At 61.6% G+C, this 22,198-nt stretch carries 24 protein-coding genes; all 24 read right to left on the bottom strand.

Features of this window, described 5'->3' with window-relative positions; translation table 11 throughout:
• Positions 1-234: 234 nt before the first annotated feature.
• The 24 genes from EAE28_RS21985 to EAE28_RS22095 all read right to left on the bottom strand — a co-directional run bounded on the left by EAE28_RS21985 (position 235) and on the right by EAE28_RS22095 (position 22,198).
• Positions 235-1,311, bottom strand: coding sequence for a phage late control D family protein (locus tag EAE28_RS21985; RefSeq protein WP_127110346.1), 1,077 nt, complete (start codon positions 1,309-1,311; stop codon positions 235-237).
• Positions 1,311-1,520 carry a tail protein X gene (locus EAE28_RS21990; protein WP_246022550.1) on the bottom strand — a complete coding sequence of 70 codons (210 nt, stop codon included), beginning with the start codon at positions 1,518-1,520 and terminating at the stop codon, positions 1,311-1,313. The genes EAE28_RS21985 and EAE28_RS21990 overlap by 1 nt, the downstream gene beginning before the upstream one ends.
• The gene (locus EAE28_RS21995) at positions 1,501-1,911 is read right to left on the bottom strand and encodes a phage tail protein (protein ID WP_127110350.1); all 411 of its coding nucleotides are present in this window, start codon (positions 1,909-1,911) and stop codon (positions 1,501-1,503) included. The genes EAE28_RS21990 and EAE28_RS21995 overlap by 20 nt, the downstream gene beginning before the upstream one ends.
• Positions 1,911-3,896 (bottom strand): phage tail tape measure protein, encoded by a 1,986-nt coding sequence (locus EAE28_RS22000; protein WP_127110352.1) that lies wholly within the window; start codon positions 3,894-3,896, stop codon positions 1,911-1,913. Before EAE28_RS22000 ends, EAE28_RS21995 begins: the two co-directional genes overlap by 1 nt.
• A 120-nt stretch (positions 3,897-4,016) precedes the next feature.
• The gene (locus EAE28_RS22005; protein ID WP_127110354.1) at positions 4,017-4,295 is read right to left on the bottom strand and encodes a phage tail assembly protein; all 279 of its coding nucleotides are present in this window, start codon (positions 4,293-4,295) and stop codon (positions 4,017-4,019) included.
• A 9-nt stretch (positions 4,296-4,304) separates the two neighbouring features.
• Positions 4,305-4,811: a phage major tail tube protein gene (locus tag EAE28_RS22010; RefSeq protein ID WP_127110356.1), complete on the bottom strand. Its 507-nt coding sequence runs from the start codon at positions 4,809-4,811 to the stop codon at positions 4,305-4,307.
• Between the two features lies 1 nt (position 4,812).
• On the bottom strand, positions 4,813-6,336 hold the full coding sequence (locus EAE28_RS22015) for a phage tail sheath subtilisin-like domain-containing protein (protein WP_127110358.1): 1,524 nt from the start codon (positions 6,334-6,336) through the stop codon (positions 4,813-4,815).
• 125 nt (positions 6,337-6,461) lie between these two features.
• Entirely contained in the window at positions 6,462-7,400 is a 939-nt protein-coding gene (locus tag EAE28_RS22020) for a gp53-like domain-containing protein (RefSeq protein ID WP_127110360.1), read from the bottom strand.
• 1 nt (position 7,401) lies between these two features.
• Positions 7,402-8,055, bottom strand: coding sequence for a phage tail protein I (locus tag EAE28_RS22025; RefSeq protein ID WP_246022554.1), 654 nt, complete (start codon positions 8,053-8,055; stop codon positions 7,402-7,404).
• Entirely contained in the window at positions 8,048-8,947 is a 900-nt protein-coding gene (locus tag EAE28_RS22030; RefSeq protein ID WP_127110362.1) for a baseplate assembly protein, read from the bottom strand. Before EAE28_RS22030 ends, EAE28_RS22025 begins: the two co-directional genes overlap by 8 nt.
• 2 nt (positions 8,948-8,949) lie before the next feature.
• Positions 8,950-9,285 carry a GPW/gp25 family protein gene (locus EAE28_RS22035; RefSeq protein WP_127110364.1) on the bottom strand — a complete coding sequence of 112 codons (336 nt, stop codon included), beginning with the start codon at positions 9,283-9,285 and terminating at the stop codon, positions 8,950-8,952.
• A gap of 49 nt (positions 9,286-9,334) precedes the next feature.
• On the bottom strand, positions 9,335-9,811 hold the full coding sequence (locus EAE28_RS22040) for a phage baseplate assembly protein V (RefSeq protein WP_127110366.1): 477 nt from the start codon (positions 9,809-9,811) through the stop codon (positions 9,335-9,337).
• Positions 9,808-10,365 (bottom strand): hypothetical protein, encoded by a 558-nt coding sequence (locus tag EAE28_RS22045; RefSeq protein ID WP_127110368.1) that lies wholly within the window; start codon positions 10,363-10,365, stop codon positions 9,808-9,810. The genes EAE28_RS22040 and EAE28_RS22045 overlap by 4 nt, the downstream gene beginning before the upstream one ends.
• Before the next feature lie 159 nt (positions 10,366-10,524).
• The gene (locus EAE28_RS22050) at positions 10,525-11,103 is read right to left on the bottom strand and encodes a phage tail protein (RefSeq protein ID WP_127110370.1); all 579 of its coding nucleotides are present in this window, start codon (positions 11,101-11,103) and stop codon (positions 10,525-10,527) included.
• Positions 11,100-11,429 (bottom strand): head-tail joining protein, encoded by a 330-nt coding sequence (locus EAE28_RS22055; protein WP_127110372.1) that lies wholly within the window; start codon positions 11,427-11,429, stop codon positions 11,100-11,102. Before EAE28_RS22055 ends, EAE28_RS22050 begins: the two co-directional genes overlap by 4 nt.
• 134 nt (positions 11,430-11,563) lie before the next feature.
• Positions 11,564-11,755 carry a hypothetical protein gene (locus EAE28_RS22060; RefSeq protein WP_127110374.1) on the bottom strand — a complete coding sequence of 64 codons (192 nt, stop codon included), beginning with the start codon at positions 11,753-11,755 and terminating at the stop codon, positions 11,564-11,566.
• A gap of 49 nt (positions 11,756-11,804) precedes the next feature.
• Positions 11,805-12,167, bottom strand: coding sequence for a hypothetical protein (locus EAE28_RS22065; RefSeq protein ID WP_127110376.1), 363 nt, complete (start codon positions 12,165-12,167; stop codon positions 11,805-11,807).
• Between the two features lie 57 nt (positions 12,168-12,224).
• Positions 12,225-14,225, bottom strand: a complete 2,001-nt coding sequence (locus tag EAE28_RS22070; RefSeq protein WP_127110378.1) for a phage major capsid protein — start codon at positions 14,223-14,225, stop codon at positions 12,225-12,227.
• 112 nt (positions 14,226-14,337) lie between these two features.
• Positions 14,338-14,508 (bottom strand): hypothetical protein, encoded by a 171-nt coding sequence (locus tag EAE28_RS23905; protein ID WP_164736743.1) that lies wholly within the window; start codon positions 14,506-14,508, stop codon positions 14,338-14,340.
• Positions 14,509-14,725: 217 nt separating this feature from the next.
• Positions 14,726-17,827, bottom strand: a complete 3,102-nt coding sequence (locus EAE28_RS22075; RefSeq protein ID WP_127110380.1) for a type I restriction endonuclease subunit R — start codon at positions 17,825-17,827, stop codon at positions 14,726-14,728.
• Positions 17,820-18,980, bottom strand: coding sequence for an ATP-binding protein (locus tag EAE28_RS22080; RefSeq protein ID WP_127110382.1), 1,161 nt, complete (start codon positions 18,978-18,980; stop codon positions 17,820-17,822). The genes EAE28_RS22075 and EAE28_RS22080 overlap by 8 nt, the downstream gene beginning before the upstream one ends.
• Positions 18,981-21,152 (bottom strand): type I restriction-modification system subunit M, encoded by a 2,172-nt coding sequence (locus EAE28_RS22085; protein ID WP_127110384.1) that lies wholly within the window; start codon positions 21,150-21,152, stop codon positions 18,981-18,983. It abuts the gene before it with no gap.
• The gene (locus EAE28_RS22090; protein ID WP_127110386.1) at positions 21,149-21,340 is read right to left on the bottom strand and encodes a helix-turn-helix domain-containing protein; all 192 of its coding nucleotides are present in this window, start codon (positions 21,338-21,340) and stop codon (positions 21,149-21,151) included. Before EAE28_RS22090 ends, EAE28_RS22085 begins: the two co-directional genes overlap by 4 nt.
• 456 nt (positions 21,341-21,796) lie before the next feature.
• Positions 21,797-22,198 carry a hypothetical protein gene (locus EAE28_RS22095; RefSeq protein ID WP_127110388.1) on the bottom strand — a complete coding sequence of 134 codons (402 nt, stop codon included), beginning with the start codon at positions 22,196-22,198 and terminating at the stop codon, positions 21,797-21,799.

Below are 22,198 nucleotides of genomic sequence, written 5' to 3' on the forward strand. Positions count from 1 at the left end.
CATGACTTGATGATGCTCTCCGGTCGACCCCTTCGCCCGCATACATTGCACTTGAGTCGGTCAAACGCCATGAACCCCGCTGGATCGCTGCCGAGCGTCTCAGCAGTGAGTGTGGCGATGTGCCCGCAAGCGCAAGACACGCGAATGGTGATGGATCCCTGCATGACAGGAACATAAGGAGAACAAAAGGGCCTGGGAAGTAGTCTCTGAGCAAATCACAGTGCGAGGATACGGTCAGCCCACCGGTGCGCCTTCGCACTCGACGCTGCACCGATACCCGGCCCCGTCGAGCTGGTGCCGGACCGTCTTGATCAACCACTCGCCATTGATGCCCGGCCGGAAGCCGGACAGGACAAGACGGCCCTCGGCCATCAAGTCCGCCCGTCCAGGCATGCTGACCGATAGCTGTCGCTCGGCGCGGCGCGAGCGATCGAGCTCGGCCTGCGCCGCGCGCTCGGCCGCTGCCCGCGTTGGTTGAGCGCGGCGGATCGTGCGGGTCTGTGTTGCCGTCGACAGCAGCGAGTCTGCCGTCGCTTGCGCGTCGGTGATCGAGGTTGCCGTCGAGGTTTGGCGGGGGGCACCCTCCGCGCGAACGCTGACAGATGCCGCGCTCGCGGTGTCCTGATACGTGGCGACGACAGCCCTGACCGCCTCACGGCGCAGGAACCGCGCTGTCCAGGACGTTATGTCGGCCGGGGTCACGGCGACGCGCGGGAGCTTCTCACCGCTGGCGCTGGTGCTCTCGCCAGCCTTGACCATCACCAGCCGCCCGCCCGCAGGCTTGAAGATCAGACCGTTCTCTCGCGCGACGCGGTTCAGGATCGCGATGTCGCTCTCGTCGATCTGGTCGAGGTGCTGCAGCGCAATCTCGCCGGCGGCCCGGGATACTGCGGCCTGATAGCCCGCCCCGCGGGCAATCGTCTCGACCAGCGTCTTGACGGTGGTGCCGTCGAGCCACGAGCGGCTTCGCTGCTCGGAGATCGGGCTGCGGCCCTCGTCGCTGTCGCCGTGCGTTGCCGAATAGGCGGTGATGGTCAGCCGGCCCGGGGGACCAGAAACCTGCACCTCATCTGCGATGTAGAGCCCGACAACCTTCGCGCCCAGCGCGTAGCCCAGCGCGACCTCGATCTCTGCGCCAGTCTTGGGCAGCGCGATCGGCATCAGGCCCACATGGTCTGTGAGCTCGATCTGAAGCGTGTCCGACTGGGTGCCGGCCGTGTCGACGATCGTGATCGATGACAGGCGCGGCAGAAGGGCGCTGTTGACGTCCTTGCCGTTCACCGACACCGAAACAAGCGCCTTGAAGTCCATCAACCCCACAGGCGCACCTCTTGAACGATGGCAGGGGTCGGCGGATCTGGGATAAGGACCTGCAGCCCGTCCGGCAACACAGGGCCGAAGTCAGCGAGGCCGGGGTTCGCCTCGAGCAGAAGCTCGACACACCGGTTGTCCTGCCGCTCATAGACGGCCCAGGCGATGCTGTCGGCAGTGTCGCCAGCCTTAGAACGGTAGTAGCGCACGCAAGCCTCCATCGTAGCGCGTCATCGACATATCGAAGGCCTGACGCAGCGGCGCGCCCTGAGCCACGAAGACTGACTGCGTCTCGGCGATCCGCTCCACGCACCACAGGCCGAGGATCCGCCCGGTGCCGCTGATCAGGGGCAGGGGGGACCCGACCGACGCCATGAGGCGCAGCGCATCAGGTTGGCGTACACCGCCAGCGAAGGCACCGAACACCACGCCCCGCAGGTCGATGGTCTCTGGCCCAAAGCCGGTGAACTGCAGCGCGTCATTTGTGCCAATCCGCTCTTGCCGCGCCCAGCGGTACTGCGTGGTGCGGGCGAACTCCTGATAGGCCGCCGTGCTGATCGAGAACTTATAAGTGCCGAGGCGCATCATGGTTCGGCTCATCACATCCCCGTATCGTAGAGGGCCGAGCGCTCACGGTCTTGCAGTACCTGCAGAACCTGGTCGGCAATAGCGCGAGGATCCATCCCGGCAGCGGCATGGATGGTGATCCCCCCGAGGTTAAACGTCCGGCTACCGCCCCCCGGTGCCGGAGGCGCGACGCTATGACGGGCCGTCGCGAGGAAGTCCTGCACCCCATCGAACAGCTGCGCGACACCAGCGCCGCCGGTGGCCATGCCTTCCAGACGCGAACCCAAAGAGGACCCCATGTTACTCAGACTTGAGGCGATCTCGCTGGTTTGGCGGGCGGTTGCCACGAACGCCTGACGCGTCGGGAAAATCAGCTCTCTGCCAAGCTCACCCACCATCGCGGCGCCCGGCATCAGCGGCCCACCGCTGGCTCGCCGCTGAACTGACCCACGACCCGGGCTCGCGCGCGTCTGGCCGTCACTGGCAGGTGGCGTTGTCGCGCCGCGCCCAGCGCCGCCACGGCCAGGACTGACCGGGGCGTCGGTCAGGAAGTCGACCACGCTGCCTGCGGTATTGGACACCCACGTGAAGGCATCTTTGATCGGCTGAAGAAGTGCCGTCACGCGTTCGGCGAGCCACTGGAACTTGTTCACCACCCAATCGACAGCAGCCTCAGCCCCTGCGCGCAATCCTTCCCATGCCGCGACACCGGCATCTCTGATCGCGTCCCAGTTTGCGATGATCAGCCCTGCAGCGACCGCGACCCCCGCGATGACAAGGCCGACCGGACCCGTCGCTGCGATCAGCATCCCAATCGCTACGCCCAGCCGCCCGACAGCGATGATCGACGGGGCAACAAACGCCGTGCCAACAGCGATCCCGAGATTTTCCCAGCCGCCGAGCATATCGGCCATCCATGTGGCGATCTCGACGATGTGCTTGCCGACGGTCAACAGGCCTGCAGCCACGTCGCGGACAACGGGCACGGCCGCGCGCACGCCATCAACAAAGACCAGTGCGAACTCGCTCACCCGGTGGCGATTCTCGATCAGCCAATCGTTGATGTGACCCAGCTCTTCGGTAACGATTGGCATCAGCTCGCCGCCGATGGTGTAGAAGACGCCCTTCATCACCGAGCCGAGCCGCCCGAACTCTCGGCTGAACTCGCGCGCGCGCCCGGCGAGGCTCTCATCGATGACGGCACCGGCGCGCTCACCCTCGGCCATCAGGGCGGCAAGCTCTGTTTGCGAGAGCTGCAGCACCTCGATCAGCCGCTCACCAGCGGTGCCGCCGAACAGCTCGTCAGAAATACGCTGCCGCTCGGCATCGCTGCCGATCGACGACATGCGCCGCTGCACCTCGGCGAACAGCGCCGCCGTGTCTTGTGCCAAGGCTTGAACCTGACTCTGCGACAGCCCGATGCGGCGAAAGGCTTCCTCGGCCGGGCCCGCGCCTGTGACGGCGAACTCGTCGGAGCGCAGCGAAAGCTCTTTCAGGCCGTCAACCAGATCCTCTGTCTCAACACCATATTGCCGCGTGGCATAGCTGAGGCCAGACAGGAATTCGGTCGTCACACCAATGCGACGCGCCCAGCGCGTCTGTTCCTCGATGTCGCGAGAGGTGGCGATGGTGGTCAAGCCGATCGCGGATGTGACCGCGCCCACAGCGGCGCCGATCACGGTTGCCTGCCTGCGGATCGTGTCGCCCGTGCGCCCCCACGCCGTGCCGACACGGCCAATCCCGTCAGAGACGCGCTGCAACCGCTCTTGCCGGCGGCGCAGCTGGTCCATCGTGCGGCCGAGCTCTGTCAGCTCACGGTCAAGCTCGGCGACGTCGCGCCCTTGGCGGACCCACATGGCGCGCTGTCGATCGAGCTCGCGCTGTCGGCGGGCAATGTCGGTGATCTCGCGGCCGACGCTCTTCAGCTGACCGGTGACACCGCGCATCGTCGAGCGCACCGACCCGGCCATGGCCGCGCCGACGGTGATGATCGCGTTTAGTCGCTGGTTATTTGCCATTCTTCGGCAGCCCTTCAATCCACCAGCTCAGCCGCGCGGGTGTCATGTTCTCGATTTCGGCGAGCCCCCAGCCGGTATGCGACGCCAGGGCGAGGACGCCCCAGCGCAACTGTTCGGAGCTCAGTCGAGAAAACCCCGGTAGGCGTCCTGCACGCGCCCGTAATCCTTCATCGTCAGGCCCCGGATCTCGGCGGGGGTGCAGGACGCGAGGTTTGCGAACAGCGCAACCTCCTGCTCGCCGGCGCGGGGGTTAACGGTCTCGGCCGCCAGCTGGTCGCCGACGGTCGGCTCGCGCATGGCCAGCGTCATCACGGTAGCACCGTCGCGGACATACCCCTTGGCCAGCGTCACCGTGACGGATCCGTCCGCGTTCTTCTCGATGTACTCAGGCAGGCTCATGGTTTCTCCTTAGATGCCCAGGGCGGCGCGCTGCGCGGCCAGTTGGTCAGTGCCGTTGACGATGCGGATCATGTTGACGACGTCGATCTCGTGGATCGTCACCCCGTCGATTTCCTCGCGATAATAGTCGAGCCGGATCGTGAAGGTCAGCGGCGCGGGGCTTCCCGGCGTCCACGTACCCCGCGCGACGCGCACGATGCGCCCGCGCATCTGGTGCAGCGCCGGCTTGACCGCGCCGTCATAGCTCTCGAGCGCACCCCGGGCCGTGAGCTGAGCAGCGCTGCCCTGCACCAGCCCGAACAGCGCCAGCACATCGGCGGAATACTGCGCCAGCACAAACGAGGTCTCGAGGCCCTCCATGCCCATGTCGAGCGCGACCGGGGCGTCCATACCGCCCGCCCGGTGGTCTTCGGTGGCGATCGCCAGCTCGGGCGGGTTGTATTCGGTGACTTGGCCGGCATAGCCCCGGCCGTCGACGAACAGCGAGAAATTCTTGAGGACGTCACGCGCGGCCATATCAGACAAGCTCCGTCAGATAATCCGTGGTCAGGATCGAGTTGAAGGTGATGTGCTCCGCCGGATAGGGCGGCGTGAAGTCGAAGTTGAAGAACACCTTGCCCTGCGCGATGTTCGCCGGCGTGTTCAGGTCCGGGTCAGCCCAACACCGCCCGCCGATCAGCGCGCCCTGGGCGATCAGCGAGCGCATATAGGCGTTCACCCCTTCCTCGACGTCGCGCAGGTAAGTTTTGGTGATGTTGCGATCCACCGCCCAGAGGTGCGCACGCTGCAGGCTTTCATTCAGGATGTCCGCAGTGCGACGCACCGACAGGAAGGTCCATTTCGGATCCGACGAGAGCGTGCGGTTGCCCCACAGGCGGAAGCCATCTTCGCGAATGATCGTCGCAACATTCTGCTCATTGAGCAGGTTGGCGCGGCTGTTCGCATCGCCGAGCTTGAAGTCGACGGGGCGCGCGGTGCCGGTGATGCCGTTGATCGCCTGGTTCGATGGCGACCACCAGAACCCGCGATCGTTGTCGGTCTTAGCAATCAGGCCCGCGACCCGGCTCGATGCCGGCTCGATCGCCGTCTGATCGGACCGGAACACTTTGACCCACGGGTCGACCATGTAGACGCGGGGTGTGCCCCAATCCCCGGCGTAGCTGATCGCAGCAGCATCCGTTGTGTTCGGGCCATCGGCGATAATCACAGCGCGCAGACGTTCGGCAATGCCGACCATCTCGGCGACAACCGGGTTGGCGCCCGACTCGGGGCGTTGGTGGGTCCAGCCCGGGGCGCACAGGATGCGCGGGGCGAAGCCGACAACGCTCTCAGCCCCGACCAGGGCGTGCACACCCTCAAGGTTGCCGTCGGTGGCATTCACCCCGCCAACGACATTCGCGAGCGTCGCCGTCTCATCCTGGCCCATGGCGACGCGAACAACGATGACGACCGCCCCGATCTGATCCATGATCCCGTCGAGCGCGGCGGGAAGCGTTCCGGCGAGTGCACCGGGCGTGCCCAGCTTGGCCGCTTCAAGGCGACTGCCGGCGACCAGAACGGGCGTGTTCAGGGGGAAGGGCTCGTCAACACCGCCGGTGAGCGCAGCCGGCGAGGCGTCCGCGACGACCACACCAGATCCGGCACCGCCTGAAGGATAGGAAACGCCGACCAGCGCGTGTGCGGCGGCTGCCCCCTCGATGGCTGCTTTAACCTCGGCGGCCGTGGACGTGATGGCACCCGCGCCGCTTGTCGCCAGGTTCACGGTGATCGCGCTGCCGGTGACTACAACGCCCAGCGCCGCATTGTTCGCGGCGGGATCGAGCAGCTCGACGGTGATCAGGTTGCCCAGCGCGCCCGCTGCCTTCGCCGTGTAGACGAGCCCGGAGTTGCCCGTACCTGTTGCACCCGTTGCCTTGGTGTCGGGGGCGGCGTTCGGCGCGGTCCCGACAATACCGATCACGCCCGACCGCACGGTGCGGATCGGACGCGCGCCGGTGTCGATCTCGATCACCTCGACGCCGTGCAGGAAAGTCTCGGGCATGGGTTTTCCCTCGTGATGCGTTTGCGGCACTTTGCGCGGGATCCCCGCGCCGTTCCTCTGGCGGTTTGCCCGGACAAGAAAGGCCCCGCGTTAAGCGGGGCCGAGTTGTCTACATCGATCGGCGGTCAGTGTCCGATTGCGATCAAATAGGCGAGGGTGCCGCCACCGCCCGAATCATCGATTTGGCAAGTCGTTGTCGATGGAGTGCCTTGGGTGAATAGCGCGTTTCCGCCCTCCCTTGGTGTGGCTGACACATTCAAGCAGGCAGACGGGAAAACCATCGGATATGTCCAGATGTACGATCCGAAGGCCGGTACCGAACATGTCGTCCACTGCAAGATCAGGCCGCTGGGCAAACGTTGGTAACCGCTTTCGCTAAGATCTGCTGATGCGTCCCACGCGGCGGACGGGCCTGCGAGATGCCACACTGTGGAGAACTGAACGCGGACCAGCGTGGCCGAGTTGCCCGGCTTGATGGTGATGCTTGCCGTTGACCCAGCGCCGCGATCGATCTGCTCCGAACCATTCCCGTCGACGGTCAGGGCTGCCGTGCCCGTGTTATGGATCGTCACCGCGCCGCCGAAGGCCACGCTCGCAATGGCTGGCAGCGTGATCGTCGCAGCGCTGGCCCCGGTGAACACATAACATTTGCCGACATCAGCAGCGGTCAAGGTTACGCTGCCTGTCGCTGCTGTGCCGCCAGCATAGTTGCCCAACGCGCGCTGAACGAAAGCTGTTGAAGCGATGCGCGTGCTATCGTTGAACTGGGTCTGCGTCGGCACGGTCGGGTTGCCAGTAAAGGCAGGACCCGCCAACGGCGCCTTAGCATTCAGGCCGTCGGTCAGGCCCGCAATTCCGTCGATGCCGATCGCGGCAAGATCCGCGGCCAGGGCGTCAAACTGCGCTTTGAGCCATACGGTGCGCCGCGCGAGCTGAAGGTGCGGGATGTTCGACATCCCTGCACCGGTGCCGGGATTGGGCGCGCCGCCAACAACCGGGTCGGTCGTCTCGATTTGATATACGCCACCTTCCCATGTGGCAGCGGCGTCGGAAAGGTCCGTCATTTCATGCAACTCCGTGTGAATAGGTGCCGTCGTGGACAATTGCCGCGTCGTACAGATTGACTGCCTGCTGGTAGTCGAGGGCCCTCAGGTGCGAGCGGACAGGCGCAACCGCCCCGACAATCCGCCGGACCTGTGCAGCTTGTGCAATGCTGATCGGTTGATCGAGCGTCAGCCTGTACTCGGCCCAATGGTCTGGCTCGTCGTGATTTTTTGTGCCGTCATACAACAGGGAACCGTCATGGTATTTTCGCCCGAACCGTTCGGTCAGCACCGCACCGCCGAGGCCGGCAGCGGCAATCGCGTCGCGCACCGCGCCAACGGTCCCCTTGCGCCGATGGACCGAAACAGACAGCGCGATTACCTCGCGTTTGCGGCCCTCTGGCCAGCTGCTCTCCCACTCATCGACAGAGAGGCCCCACGCCAGCCACGGGAGCAGCTCGGCCGAGCACGTCGCGGGATTCCAAAGGGTGCGAAGGGGAATATCCAAGAACTCAGGGCGCGCAGTAGCCTGCTCGATCGCTCGCTCCGGGTTGGTCGCTGACGATGGGAGCAGCGACGCCACAATCGTCTGGTCCGTCCAGAACAAACTGTCATCCCAGACCTCGCCGTCATTCCACATCGCCGACGGCAGAAAGGCGCTTCCGACGTCAGTCATCGATCCCGCCATCTGTCAGAACGATTGCGGAGCACCAGCTGGCCTGCACACTGCTGATTGCGATCGATGCGGCCGGCTCGGCAAGCTCGACGCGCTGGACCCCGGGCCGGTGAAGAGCGGCATAGATGCCCGAAGTGGTGATATCCCGCCCAACCCGGTGCTGGGCTGCGGCGTATGCCTCGATCGCCTCGTGCGCGGCCGCCAGGATAACGGCCCGATCCGGCCCGGCGTAGAAGAACAGCGTGGCCTCGATCGAATAGGCAACGATCTCGGCTGACTGCACCACGACGTTGTCGCAAAGCGGCCGGATGTCATCGTCTGAAAGCGCAGCCTCGACGGTAGCAACCAGCGCAGGACTAGCGGTGCCATCGCCGGTGGCGGACAGGATCGACACCAGAACGTCACCAGGGCTCGGGCTGGTCGTGCTGACGTCGAGCACGTCACTGTCGGCGCTGAGGGCGTGGAACACATACGCACCCGAGGGGCCAGCCGTGCTGAAGCCCTCAAGCGACAATTGCACCCTGCGGCGCAACGCCGTGTCAGTTTCCAAGACAGCGGCGACCGGCGGCACTGCGCCGTTGTCGGCAGGCGTCACCACCAGGCGGGTCACGCCGAAGAGCGCAGCGAGGTTGTCGAGATCCGCGCCAGTGGCATAGGCGATCATATTCGCCCGGGCAGCCTCATTGATCCTTTGCCGGATCACCGTCTCGCGATACGCCGTGACTTCGAGAATTTTATAGGCGGGGTCGCTTTCAACCAAGGCGTCGAACGTCGCATCGCGTGCGCGCAAGTCAGCGAGCATCGCAGCGAATACAGCTTCAAAGTCCAAGACCTCGACGACGTCCGGGGCAGGGAGCAGGGACAGGTCGACAGCGGTATACGATCCGGCCATCCTTAAACCTCGATCCCATCGACTGCGATCGGATCGCCAGTCGGGGTATAGATGCCCTCGACGGTCAGCACGATGCGACCGGGCTCAAGCGAGTTCACAGAGACAAGCTGCACGTCGATCCGGGGCTCCCATATTGCAAGCGCCTCGGCAGTGCTGGCGATGATGTCGAGGATCGTGTCGTCATTGACCGGCGCATCGATCAGGGAAGGGAGGTCGCTGCCATAAGCACGGCGCATGACGCGGGTCCCTTTGCGGGTCGTCAGGATGTCACGGATCGACTGGCGCAGGTGCGCCAGCCCTTCAATGTGCTTCCCGGTGGTCGCGTCTGTGCCGATCATCCGCCCATCATGCCCATGTGAGCCTCGCCAACCCTCTGGCGGGTTGCCATCAGTGGGGAACCGAGGTGTCCGCGCCGCCCGGGGTGATCCCGCCGTGAACGTGATCGGCACCCACGTTGACTCCGTTGTGCGTCAACGCCGATCCGTTGATCGTGACGCCGCCGGGTGCCGTGATGTCGACGGCGCCGCCCGCGATCGTGATGGAAACACCGCCGGGCAGCTCGATCCGATAGGTGCCGCCATCGCTGGACGGGGCAGGGAACGCATCGGACGGAATCGATGAGAGAATGACGCCCTGCGCCGTGTCGCCGCTCGGGCAAACGACGACGACCTGCTCGCCCACGACAGGGGGGGCCCAGACCCGGGCGCCGCCGGCGCGCCCGGCCGAGAACTGCAGCCAGGCGCTTTCCGTGTCACCCCCGAACGTCACCCGTGCCCGAGCGTTCGAAGGATCCACTGCCGTGATCCGCGCCATACGGACTGCGTTGAGCAGACGCCGCTCGATGTCCGCGATCTGCTGCGTCATTCGCCGGGATCTCCAAGCACGGTGTCATAATCATCCGCATAATCCGTGCCGATTTCTGGCGACCAGCTCGACACGACGCGCTGCGGCAGCGTCCCGTCATTGCGCCAGATCGAAGCGCCGACATGGATCACCTGCGCGAAGTCGACGCGCCAGACGACAAATCTATCCAGATCCGGGGCGAACTCGTCTGGCTCAACGACCGACACCTGCGCCGGGCTCACCGGCTGCCCGAAGCGGTTGCCCTCGATCAGGTGCGCGATAGCCAGCGCCAACCGGGGCGCGGCAAGATAGGCTTCGGGCTCTCGAAACCCGACGACGATATGAGCCTCGAACCGCGCAAGCATTGCCAGCTGCTCGGTGCCGATGTCGCCAGCACTGTCGCGCTCGAAATCAGCGACGCGCACCATGCATGCGGGTAGGGCGAACTCGCGGCGATCGGGGTCATAGGCCTGGGCCGTCACCCCGAATCCACCCGCGCCAATGGCAGCCAGCTGGGCGGCGACCAGTGCGTCAAGGTCGATCGCGGTGTCAGGTGTCAGCGGTGTGTCAGGCATACGGCCCTCTCGTCTTTTGGGTCGTCTTAAGTCGATCATCACGAGAATGCGCGGCTCGCACGCTCACGTTGATGCCCTCATGATCATTGGCCATTTGGCAGAAGACGTGACCACCTCTGGCCCGCCGGCCTCGAGCGGCGCGATCTGGTCCTTTTGCCATCAGTTCCCCCGCTGGCGGCCGACCCCGTGCAGCACTCGCGCGCGCAGGTCGGACATGAAGTTCTTCATGAACACGTCGACGAGATCGTCGAAAACGTCATCTTCAAGGATCACGTCGGCGCGGTCCTTGATCGGGAAGGTCTGCTCGCTGATGGGAAAGCGACCGCGGCCCGCCCGCTTGTAGATTGTTCGTGCGCCCTTTTTGCCGACGGCGACGAACGCGCCCTGATAGGTGCGACCTCGAAACTCGGCACCGGTCGCGGTCTTCGCCGGGCGCCCCTTCAGGTCACTGACCGCGAGGTCATTGAGGCCAATCCACAGCGAGATCTCGCGCAGCTGCTGACCGCTTGAGGATCCGCGTGTTCTCCGGCCCGCCCGCAGCTCCCGCAGGCGTTTGCGCAGCGTATTTGCTCGGCGCACATCCAATCCCTTGCGCAGCGCTCTTGACGCTCTGGCGCGCATCGTCCCAGCGGTGCGAGACAGCGCCCGGCTGATGGCCATTCCGACCTGCTTTTCGGTGGCGCCAAGGTGATCCGCCGCCGCTTTGATCTCTTGCCAGTCAATCTCGGTCCTGATCATCGGCCGCCTCCGCCCATCTGCGGAGCGATCCTCAGCCGTGACCAACCGTCGCCCTGAACCTCCGGTGACGCCATGACGTCGAAGGCACGGGCACCGAGGCGGATCTCGTCACCCTTCGTCGCGCCCTGCACGTTCGCCTCACTGGTGGCGATCGTCGGCAGCGTCGTGTCGTGCCGGTAGTCGCCCAGCGCTGCATCCGCCGACGGCTCATCAAAGAGAACCGGGAAGGATCGCAGCAGAGCGCCATCGCGCCACAGCTGGGCGGTGGTCGCGAACTCGCCCACGTTCAGGAATTCGCCGAGATCCTCCCAGTCGAGCGCGGGCATTATTCGCCCGCGTCGCTGCCTGCGGCTGCGGCCTTCGCCTCATGCTCGCGAATTTCGGCGATCAGCGTCTCACGACCCTTGCGGCCGGTCTTGATGCCGTACTCGCTGGCAATGTCGCGCAGCTCGTCGTCTGTTCATTCCTCGAGCGCTGTGATGGACTCACCGTCCTCGAGCGTGACAGGCATGGTCGCCGTTGCCAGCTCCGCCTTGCCACGATGCAGCAGGTTGCGCGCGAGCGGGCCGTCGACCTCGACGGTTTCGCCCGGCCGAATGATGCGCCCCGCAATCCCGACGGCCGAGGTGATCTTGATCAGAATATTTGCCATGTCCTCGTATCCTTTAGGGTGGACCAGGCCGCGAACGGCCCGGCCGATGTCACGGCATGGTGCGCGTCTTGCCGACCATCACGAGGCTCGCCGACACCGTTGGCGAGGTGCCACCGGCAGCGCGCGAAAGCCGGACGAACTGGCGCAGACCATCGGCGTCGATCTCGGCGGTCACGATGCCGGCGGCCTCGACGGTCAGCTGGTCGAAGGCGTGCGCCACCTCCCAGCCGGTCGAGCCGTCGGCGCTGTGCTGCAATTCAAAATCCCAGGTGGGCGACGTGCCGCCGGGCTGGGTGTGCGACAGGATCAGCTTTGCGCGCCCGATGAACTCGGACACATCAACGGCGGATCCGTTGCCGGTGGCCGTGAGCGCAGCGACAGCGGCAATGGAGGCGATAGCGACTTTCGTCATGGCGGTGCCCTTATGAAGAGAGAAGCGTCAGGGCCGCAGAACGCGGCCCCGCAAAGGTCACGAGGTCTTGCGACCGAGACAGAAGCTTTCGACCCGGCGGTAGGCCATATCCACGTCCTGCATCATCACGATGCGAACGCGACCGCGGGCGCTGTGGGTGAACGGGTCGACGGTAATATCGAGACCGCCCCACATGCCAATCAGCAGGTCCGCCCAGTTGCCGAACATGATGTCGCCACCGTCGACCTGGTTGGTCGCCTCGGCGCCATAGCCGTTGACCGTGCCGCCGGGCTCCCAGATCACACCTGCGTCGGTGCCGGACGCGAATTTCGGGGTTGTCTTCATGTGGCCGCGCATGGTTGCGCTGAACACATAGGCCATCGAATCGACATCAGCGTTGTCGGCGGCAATCTTGGTCTCCATGCCAACAACCTCAGCATAGGTCGGCTGAGCTACCGTCGCGAAGTCTTGCGCATTGATGCCGGAAAGCTTCGTGACCCCCAGCGGCTGATGAGCGGAGCCCGAGCCATAGAAGCCGGCGTGATCGATCGCCAAGGCGAGCGCCGTCGCCAGGTCGCGACGCGCCAGCGCTTCGACGTCGAGCGACGACTGCATCATCATCCGGCGAGTCAACTCGGTCATGCCGGCAACGGTTTTCGGTGCCAGCGAGAACTGACCGAATTCCATGGCGGACAGAATGGCCTCATCATCTTCACCGAGCCAGTAACCGGTAGCACCGCCGGTCTGCCGCGGCACATCCATGGTGCCAACCAGGCCACCCATCGGCGTCCCAAGCTGCATCAGCACGGCGCGGTTGCGCAGCATCTCGACGAAAGACTGCGACATCAGGGTATTGGAAATCAGATAGCCGCCGGTGTCCCCGGCGGCCGAGCCCGAGGTCGAGGTGCTGATCGCGCGCGTCAGGACGTCAGTCGGAACGAGGGTCCCTTTCGGTGCACGGTGCGCGTGCTGTTCGGCGGCGCGGGCGCATTCAAACTCAAACGCCGCGGCACGTTGCAGCGACTGGTCCGTCGGATTGGCCAGTGCCCGGATCAGGCGGAGGAACGAATAGTTCCGGGTCTCGCGTTCCGTCATGCCGATTTCAGCGGCGTTGCCATCGGTGATCTGCCCGCCACGCGACTGGTTCATGCGCTCGAGCAGTGCGGCGTTGAACTGCTCCACAGTGGAGCCGCGCTCGACATGCTCGCGCAGGAACGGGGCGTCAGCACCAAAGCGGGTGCCGATCTCGTTGAGCTGGCGCACGCGGCCGCGTTCGCGCTCGGCACCACGGGTCTCGGCACCGGTGTCGGGTTGGGCCGGTGCCTGCGGAGCAGCCGGCGCTGGCGCAGCGGCGCGCTCGAGGATCTCGACGGTGCCAGCGACATCGTTGCCGTCAGCGCCGACCTGGACGCGGCACAAGTTGCCCTGGGCGTCGCGGTATTCACGGTATTTCATCGCGGTGTCTCCCTGCGATTTCTGTTGATTGGCGGCGCCACTCTCGGCACGGGATCCGTCCAGCGATCGACCGACGCCCACCGTCGGATCGGCCGGAACAGACACGATGCTGATCTCGTAGGGTTCCCAGTCGGTGATCCGAACGAGGTCTGACGCGCCCTTGCGCGTTTCGACCTCGATCTTGTGCACCAGGTAGCCGATCGAGATGTGTCGGCGGATGCCGTCCTGGACGTCGCGAAAAACCTCGTCAGCGTGAACGGATCGGCCGAAGCGAACCACCGCCCGGCCGATCTTGTCAGCATCGACGCGCACGCTCTCGACAACCCCGATCTGGTCGCGCCAGTCGTGATTCATCAGAAGCGCAGCGCCGTTTTGCATCCGGTCGAGGCGTATCGCCTCGCTATCATGCACGAGCACCTCTTCACCGAACCACCGTTCAACCGGCGTCTCACTTGAGAACGCCAGCTCAACGGTTCGAGCCTCGATGTCGATCTCGCGCACCGCGACCGCCGCGCGCCGCAGGGGCTGCCCGCCGTTCGCGTTGATCTGCTCGGGCGTCACCGCCCGTGTCAGGTATGCGCCGATGATCTCGGTTTTCCGCATCTGGTCCCTCGCTTTCGCCGGACCATTTTCAGTCAGCGCAGCGGCTGGTTCCTCTGGCGGTTTGCCCGCTGTTGCGATTGCCGAGACTCATTGAGCCGATGAAGCGTGTCGCTTAGATCTCAGGGTCTGGCACGAGCTGCAGCCTCTGCCCGTCAAGGATTGCCGCGGCTTTCCAAGCGGTCTCCATCGGCACGGTGACGGAAAAGTCGCTCATACTTTGCGCGGCAGCAATGGCGCAGCCCTCGGTGTTGCCCGGCGCCTCGCCCCAGTTCACCTGCGACATGGCATCGCCAGCCGCCAGAAGCCACCTGATAGTTTCCAGTTACTCAGTTCCGCAGTAAGTGGCTCCCTTATCGCATCGTCGGAATGGACGGGAAGCGGAAGTTCGCTGCGGACGCAAACGGACTAAGGCTTCACCCGAAACCGGACGTTCGAGTCGCACCTGCATAGATAACCATAGTTGGTATACAGTGGTTCGTGACCACCGATCATCGACACCCCTAGATTTTTCCGCCAACGCCCTTGAACTTTTCAACGAACGCAGAGATGCGTTGGAACACATCTCTTTTTTTGGTCAGGTATTGTGGATTGAGCGGACTCATTTTTGGAAGGATCGAGTTCAACTCCGTGCCGTTTTCGCTCGCATATTCGCGCTTGATCGACGTCGCGATGTAGCGCTTGGCGGCATCCGCGTTCAATTTTTCATCGGTTATCAGTTCTTCCGCTTCCCGGCGTTGTTCGGCTTGTGCGAAGGCAAAAAACGCCTCAATCACCCCGGCCTTGTCCCCCAGTTCGTCAAGGTTTGTCTGATTGATGAAATCGACGATGAGGCTTTCTTTCGCGCGGTTGCCAATACTGGCGCGGATGACACGGCGAACTTCGCCAACGAGCTCTGACTTGCTCTTCGTTTTTTTGTTGTGCTCGAAGATTCGCTCAAGGATGTAATCCAGATTGATTTCCTGGGACTTCAAGAGGTCGACCTCAAAGACGACATCATCCCAGTCGATCGTTGACTCAACCTGCTCGGCGCTCGTCTTTTCACGGCGAAGCCAATCCCGGATGTCATTGTAGATCGAACGGTAGTCCTGGACCTTTCGGTCAGCAGGCATCTCGATGCTCTTGAGCCCGTCAACGTCATCATCACTCAAATGATGCCGCTCCTTGAACGCTCTCACCGCTTCGGCGTCACTCTCGTCAATCTCCTGAAGCTCTCTTAGGCTGGAGAACTCATCATAATTCTGAAGGGTATTCTCAACGCGGAGATACTCGCCGAACAGCTTCGCAAAGGCCTTCTTGTCCGCTTCCTTTTCGATGGCGGCGGGGTTCGGGAAACGCTCTTCCAGCTCACGGACGACATCGACAAAGCCTCGCCGCGCCTCGCCTGTCGTCTGGTCCGTAAAACCTTCCATGTATTCTGAGTAACTCTTCTCCAGAACGACGTTCTTGGTATTGGCGTTGCCGAAGAGTGTGATCGCCTTGACGGTCGCCTCTTCCAGGTCGCGGAAGGTAACGATGTTGCCGAAAGACTTGGTCGCATCATAAATGCGGTTGGTGCGGGAGTAGGCTTGTATAAGGCCGTGAAAACGCAGGTTCTTGTCCACGAACAGCGTGTTCAGAGTCGGCGCGTCAAAGCCGGTCAGGAACATGCCAACCACAATGAGCAAGTCGACTTCCTTGGACTTCACCCGTTTCGCCAGATCCCGGTAATAATTCTGGAAGCCTTTGCTATCGACGCTGAAATTCGTTCGGAAATAGGCGTTGTAGTCCGCGATGGCGACGTTCAGGAATTCCTTGGCGCTGCTGTTCAGCGCCGAAACCTCAAAACTCTCGTCAGGAATGTCGCCAATCGCATCCTGTTCTTCGTTGGCCGCGAATGAAAAGATGGTCGCGATCTTCAAGGGCTTGTCGCTACCGTCCTGCAGCGTATTCAGCTTTTCATAATAGAGCTTGGCTGCATCAACGCTGCTCACCGCGAACATGGCGTTGAAGCCCTTATTGTCTCCATAGAGACGATGCGTCTTGCGGCGGAAGTTTTCGAGAATGTACTGGGAAATCTCGGCGATCCGTTCGGGGTGCTGAAGAGCTTGCCGGTTTTCGGCGGCGGTCAGCTTCTTTTCGTCCTGTTCGGTTTCGATCGCTTTGAACTGCGGGCGCACATCGTTGTAATCGACCTTGAACTTCAGCACCTTCTCGTCGCGGATCGCGTCGGTGATCACATAAGAATGAAGTTCGCTTCCGAATACGCTGGCCGTCGTCTCCGCACCCGAAGCATTTTCCGGAAAGATCGGTGTGCCGGTGAAGCCGAACTGGCAGAACTGCTTGAACTTCCGATTGAGGTTCTTCTGTGCCTCACCAAACTGGCTGCGATGGCACTCGTCGAAAATGAAGACGACGCGCTGGGTGTAGACCGGCAGGTCGCCCTCGCTCTTCATCAAATTGTTGAGCTTCTGGATGGTCGTGACGATGATCCTGTTGTCGTCCTTGGAGAGGTTCTGCTTCAACCCGGCTGTACTGTCCGATCCATTGACGCTGTCTGGCGAGAAGCGCTGATACTCCTTCATCGTTTGGAAATCGAGGTCCTTGCGGTCGACCACGAAAAAGACCTTGTCGATGAAATCGAGTTCAGTGGCGAGGCGGGCCGCCTTGAAGCTGGTCAGCGTCTTGCCTGAGCCCGTAGTGTGCCAGACATATCCGCCGCTTTCCGGCTTTCTAAGCGTCTTGCCTTCGAACGAGCTTCTGATCTTTCGTAAGATTCGTTCCGTCGCCGCGATCTGATAGGGGCGCATCACCAGCAGCGTGTCGCTGACATCAAAGACGGAATAATCGAGCAACACCTTCAACAGTGTGCGCTTCTCGAAGAAGGTCGCCGTAAAATCCTTTAGGTCCCGGATCAGGCTGTTATCCGCCTGCGCCCAGTTCATCGTGAAGTCGAAACTGTTCTTGTCGCGCTTGGTCGTATTGGCGAAGTAGCGCGTATCCGTGCCGTTCGAGATCACGAAGATCTGGAGGTACTTGAAGAGCGAACTGTCCGAGTTGAAGCTCTCCTTGCTATAACGGTGGATCTGGTTGAACGCCTCCCGAATGGCGACGCCGCGCTTTTTCAGCTCGACCTGCACCAGCGGCAGCCCGTTCACAAGGATGGTCACATCGTAGCGGTTCGCGTGGGTTCCTGCCTGCTCGAACTGCTTGATGACCTGTATCTTGTTGCGGCAGACTTGACGCTTATCGACGAGATAGATGTTCTGAATCCTGCCGTCATCGAAGACGAAATCGAAGATGTAGTCGTCATGGAGTTTGCGGGCTTTGTCCGTCACGCTGTCGCTGGGCTTGTCCAAATAGGTTTCGACGAAGCGCGCCCACTCCTTATCGGTAAACTGAACATCATTGAGCGCCTGCAGCTGCACGCGCACATTGGCCAGCATGGCGTCTGTTGATTTCAGGTCAGGCAGATGCTCATAGCCCTGATTGCGCAGGTCCTGAACAAGCTCGCGCTCCAGGTCGCCCTCAGACTGATAGCTGTCAGCCGCCTCCCAGGCGCGCACGTACTTGTCCAGAACGATAAAGCGATTGGTCTCGGCGATCGGGGTCGTCTGCTCAGGCATTCGGGGCCTCCTCCTGCCAATAGCTGTAATTGTTGCGCAAATGCTCCAGCAGGAGCTTCACCGTCTGCTTTTCCTGCGGCGACGGCTCGGCAATGGCCTCGCTAGAGAGCGTACTATGGCTCGTAAACTGAATGATGCGGTTCAGGTAAAGTTGCTGGTCGCCCGGCAGCAACTCTGACCATCGCGGATAGCCCAGAAAGTTCGATGTCTTTTCATAGAGATTGCGCAGCAGTGTGAAATGATAGCGCTCGATCTTGTCCGCCGCGATTGCCTCCTCCAGCGTCCGCTTGAGGTAAAGGTGATACGAAAAGCTCTGGTTGGAATCGCCATTCTTCGCGTCTAGCTCAAAGGTTCCATCCTCCAGCCTTTTCAGCATGTAGCAGGTTTTTTTCCCCAACTCATTGAACAGCACGTTAAAGAACAGCGGGCTGTGGGTCGTGATGATGAACTTCAGGCCGTTCACGCTTTCACTTCTCTTGATGAGGTCGGCGACATCGACGGCAAGCTGAATGAGATGGTTCTCGTCGAGCGAGCTAACCGGGTCATCGATGAATATGTATTCGAGATCGTTGAACTGATCCGTCTCGCGCTCATCGACTTCGGCGACATTGCGGGTGCTGATGACCTGATCCAGCAGGCAATAAAAAATGCTCCAGATGAAGTTGCTTTCTTCACCCTTCGATATTTTGAGACGTTCTGGGTTGGTCGCCGGATCTTGCCCCAGTGTGAAGATCACTTCGGAAAATGCCGGGACGGCAATCTCTTTGTTGTCCTTGTCCCTGGTTTTGTATTCCTCATTGAAGCGGGGCGTAAGGTTCTGCTGGGTGTAACGCTGAAACACGGTAATCACATTGAGGTCGAGCCCAAGATCTTCGAAGGCGGACCTGGTGAACGCATTCGGCTGAATGCAAAGCTTCCGCTCGGTATCGCCGGTCAGATCATTGTCCCAGTAAAAGAGGTCTTCGGTGAAGGCGTTGTAGTAGAGCACCTTAGGGCGATAATCGTCGTCCCGTTCTTCGGTCTTCGGGTCGATTAGCTCTCTGAATGCGCGGGAGAGACGGGTCTTTCCAGACGCATTGAACGCGTAAATCAGCTGCACCTTTTTATCGGCGTCCCGCAGCAACTGCGCGATCTCGGTCAGCGTGTGTCCCATTTAAGTCGCCATGTCATCAGGTTTGGGGAAGCTTAGGAGCAGATCGCGGTAGTGGGTGTACTGTTTTTTGCGGGCACTAAGCTCGGCACTAAGCTCGGCGGCAAGCGCGGCGAAGCTGTCGAGTATCCGAACAATCTCCCCCTGTATCGCCAACGACTTCTCTGGATCACTGGGGCATGGGATGGGGACGGTGATCTGAACCAAATTCCCTTTCGTCAGCTTTGCCCGCCCTTTGCTCGACAAGAAGGGAAGGAAGTTGGTCGTCGTCAAACAGTGGAAAAGGAACCGCGTATCGACCGCGTCCGTTCCTCGCACAACATGAACATGGTTGTTGGCCCAGAATTTACCGGAGACATATTGGATTGAGTAGTTCTCGAGACTTGCTGAACCGTCCTCAGCGATGAGGACGTATTCGCCGTTGTGGGTGTGGCCATCGACGTAATCCTGAATGTTGTTAGCGCCGTAGTAGGGGATATCTCCAGCTGCACGCAATGATGCTTTGACCGGCCTGCGGGCAGTATTGGCAAGCTCGAAATAGTTGTCATCACCGAGCGGCACCCACGCCACCTCAGCCCCATTCAGCAGCTTATCCAGAAAACCCGCCGCACTCATGGACTGAGCCTCGTTGGCGTCAATCTCCACAATGATGGCGTCGATATTAGTGCGTAGCTGATCGATCTTCTCAACCTTGGCTTTGATCTCCTCATTCAGCTCACCAATGTTGACGATCTCGCGCGTATCACGCGGCTCGACATAGGAGCTGACCGAGAGGTTGTAGCCCCGCTCCACGACGGTCTCATACGGGACCGAGGCGGCGACATGGTCGACGTCTTGCTTGCTATCAAAAATCTCCATCACCCGCCCGATGTGTTCGTCCGTCATCAGATTGGTGTTGGTGGCCTTTTTGAAAAACTCCTCTCCCGTAGCGTCGATGAATTGGATGGCCGTGTCGGTCTTGTTCTTCGCGAGGACCAGGATCGTCACCGCGATGGTCGTTCCGTAGAAAAGGTTGGAGGCGAGCGCAATCACCGTCTCGACATAGTTGTTGTCGACCAGATACTGCCGGATCTTCTTCTCCGCGCCGTCGCGATAGAAGATCCCCGGAAAGCAGACAATCGCCGCGCGACCCTTGGCTGACAGGTAACTCAGGGCATGGAGTACAAAGGCAAAATCCGCCTTTGATTTGGGCGCCAGCACGCCAGCGGGCGCGAAGCGGTCATCATTGATCAGCGTCGGGTCATCCGAACCGATCCATTTCACCGAATATGGCGGATTGGAGACGATGGCATCAAAGGGCTTGTCGTCCTGAAAGTGGGGCTGGGTGAGCGTGTCACCGCGCTGGATATTGAACTTGTCGTAATTGATGTTGTGCAGGAACATGTTCATGCGGGCAAGGTTGTAGGTCGTGTGGTTGATCTCCTGCCCGAAAAAGCCCTCTTCGATGATGTGTGCGTCGAAGTGCTTCTTGGCTTGCAGCAGCAGGGAACCGGAGCCGCAGGCCGGGTCGTAAATCTTGTTGACTTTTTCCTGCCCATGCATGGCGAGCTGCGCAATGAGCTTCGAGACATGTTGTGGGGTAAAAAATTCCCCGCCGGACTTGCCCGCATTGGCGGCGTAGTTCGAGATCAGGAATTCATAGGCATCGCCGAACAGATCAATCTGACTGTTGTGGAAGTCTCCGAAATCCAGCTCCGCAACGCGCTTCAACACTTTTGCCAAGCGGCTATTCTTTTCCGTGACTGTGTTGCCCAGGCGCGTGCTGGTCGTGTCAAAGTCGGCGAACAGGCCCTTGATGTCCAGCTCAGAGGGGTAGCCATTGGCGGAGGATTCGATCGCCGCAAAAACCTGAGCGAGATCGGTGTTGAGGCTATCATTGGTGTTAGCGTTCTTCGCGACATTGGCGAACAGCTGGCTGGGATAGATGAAATAGCCCTTGGTCTTGATGGCGTCGTCCTTGATGTCATCGGTGACGACATTGTCGGGAAGACCAGCGTAGTTGATGCTCTCGTCATCCGCCGCGATGTAAGCAGCGAAATTCTCGCTGATAAAGCGGTAAAAGAGCGTGCCGAGGACATATTGTTTGAAGTCCCAGCCATCGACTGAGCCGCGCACATCGTTCGCAATGTCCCAGATTTTCCGTTGTAGCGCCGCACGTTGTTCCTGGCCGGTCATCTCTCTTTGTCCTTCTTCGGACTGGCTTCACGCTCGATCCAGTCCTCAATATCCACGCGCCGAAACCGCCAAGTGCCGCCAACCTTGAAGCCGGGCAACTTGCTTTCGGCCGCAAGGCGGTAGGCGGTTTTCTTGTTGATCCTGAGATAGTCGGCGACTTCATCAATGGTCATGATGTCAGCTGCCATGCGAAGCACTTTCCGAAAATCATCCATTTTGAGATTTCTATGGAAATTTGCGGATTCCTACAAGGGGGGAATTCCAAGCGATTTCAGAGTTCTGATGAGATCGGGCTGGCTTTGGGTGTGTCGCTCCTTGTATTTGGGTTGCGTCGGCGTTTTAGATGTCCTGACACCTGAGCCGTGTCACCGCCCAAGCCCTCTAGCTCTGCCCACGGTCCAGTCGCTGCCGCCTGTACGTAGAGACTGCGAGTTCGACTGCCCCTTGATTTTGCTAATGCAGCGAACGGCGGGTTCGACGGGCCGCATCGCAGCAACAAGACCGCACAGTGGAGGTCGGCTATGGGCCGTCAGCCGCCGCTAGGGCTTTTCGATACTTGGAATGTTCACATGGCTTGCGCCAAGCATAACGAACACCGTCGCCTGGCGCCGCTGCCCGGTGCTCGAACGGCGCAACTGTCTCGCTTAAATCTTCGGGTCGGGCACAAACTGCAAGCTCTGCCCGGCAAGGATTGCCTCGGCATTCCACGCGGTCTGCATCGGCCCAGCGACCGAGAACACGCTCATGCTCTGCGCGGCAGCGATCGCGCTGCCCTCGGTGATGCCCGGCGTATCACCCCAGTTGACCTGCGGCATGGCATCGCCAGCCGCCATCAGCCGCCACATGGTTTCCAGTTCCGCCGTGGCGCTCATGTCCTGCATCAGGCGATGCGTCGGCGCGGTCTCAAACGTTGCGCCAGGATCTTTCGCGCAGACCTTCCGGCCCCGCGTGAAGCTGTTCGGTCCTCTGCCCATTGCGTCAAAGACGATGGACAGCTTCTCGGCCTGAGCCTCTGGCACGATGATGATGCACGGTACATTGGCCAT

It is taken from the genome of Pararhodobacter zhoushanensis (assembly GCF_003990445.1).
Taxonomy (GTDB): Bacteria; Pseudomonadota; Alphaproteobacteria; order Rhodobacterales; family Rhodobacteraceae; genus Pararhodobacter; species Pararhodobacter zhoushanensis.

Coding starts and splice junctions, on each gene's coding strand:
- EAE28_RS21985 (WP_127110346.1), bottom strand. CDS start 1,311: ATGGACTTCAAGGCGCTTGTTTCGGTGTCGGTGAACGGCAAGGACGTC.
- EAE28_RS21995 (WP_127110350.1), bottom strand. CDS start 1,911: ATGAGCCGAACCATGATGCGCCTCGGCACTTATAAGTTCTCGATCAGC.
- EAE28_RS22000 (WP_127110352.1), bottom strand. CDS start 3,896: ATGGCAAATAACCAGCGACTAAACGCGATCATCACCGTCGGCGCGGCC.
- EAE28_RS22005 (WP_127110354.1), bottom strand. CDS start 4,295: ATGAGCCTGCCTGAGTACATCGAGAAGAACGCGGACGGATCCGTCACG.
- EAE28_RS22010 (WP_127110356.1), bottom strand. CDS start 4,811: ATGGCCGCGCGTGACGTCCTCAAGAATTTCTCGCTGTTCGTCGACGGC.
- EAE28_RS22015 (WP_127110358.1), bottom strand. CDS start 6,336: ATGCCCGAGACTTTCCTGCACGGCGTCGAGGTGATCGAGATCGACACC.
- EAE28_RS22020 (WP_127110360.1), bottom strand. CDS start 7,400: ATGACGGACCTTTCCGACGCCGCTGCCACATGGGAAGGTGGCGTATAT.
- EAE28_RS22025 (WP_246022554.1), bottom strand. CDS start 8,055: ATGACTGACGTCGGAAGCGCCTTTCTGCCGTCGGCGATGTGGAATGAC.
- EAE28_RS22030 (WP_127110362.1), bottom strand. CDS start 8,947: ATGGCCGGATCGTATACCGCTGTCGACCTGTCCCTGCTCCCTGCCCCG.
- EAE28_RS22035 (WP_127110364.1), bottom strand. CDS start 9,285: ATGATCGGCACAGACGCGACCACCGGGAAGCACATTGAAGGGCTGGCG.
- EAE28_RS22040 (WP_127110366.1), bottom strand. CDS start 9,811: ATGACGCAGCAGATCGCGGACATCGAGCGGCGTCTGCTCAACGCAGTC.
- EAE28_RS22045 (WP_127110368.1), bottom strand. CDS start 10,365: ATGCCTGACACACCGCTGACACCTGACACCGCGATCGACCTTGACGCA.
- EAE28_RS22050 (WP_127110370.1), bottom strand. CDS start 11,103: ATGATCAGGACCGAGATTGACTGGCAAGAGATCAAAGCGGCGGCGGAT.
- EAE28_RS22055 (WP_127110372.1), bottom strand. CDS start 11,429: ATGCCCGCGCTCGACTGGGAGGATCTCGGCGAATTCCTGAACGTGGGC.
- EAE28_RS22060 (WP_127110374.1), bottom strand. CDS start 11,755: ATGGCAAATATTCTGATCAAGATCACCTCGGCCGTCGGGATTGCGGGG.
- EAE28_RS22065 (WP_127110376.1), bottom strand. CDS start 12,167: ATGACGAAAGTCGCTATCGCCTCCATTGCCGCTGTCGCTGCGCTCACG.
- EAE28_RS22070 (WP_127110378.1), bottom strand. CDS start 14,225: ATGCGGAAAACCGAGATCATCGGCGCATACCTGACACGGGCGGTGACG.
- EAE28_RS23905 (WP_164736743.1), bottom strand. CDS start 14,508: ATGTCGCAGGTGAACTGGGGCGAGGCGCCGGGCAACACCGAGGGCTGC.
- EAE28_RS22075 (WP_127110380.1), bottom strand. CDS start 17,827: ATGCCTGAGCAGACGACCCCGATCGCCGAGACCAATCGCTTTATCGTT.
- EAE28_RS22080 (WP_127110382.1), bottom strand. CDS start 18,980: ATGGGACACACGCTGACCGAGATCGCGCAGTTGCTGCGGGACGCCGAT.
- EAE28_RS22085 (WP_127110384.1), bottom strand. CDS start 21,152: ATGACCGGCCAGGAACAACGTGCGGCGCTACAACGGAAAATCTGGGAC.
- EAE28_RS22090 (WP_127110386.1), bottom strand. CDS start 21,340: ATGGCAGCTGACATCATGACCATTGATGAAGTCGCCGACTATCTCAGG.
- EAE28_RS22095 (WP_127110388.1), bottom strand. CDS start 22,198: ATGGCCAATGTACCGTGCATCATCATCGTGCCAGAGGCTCAGGCCGAG.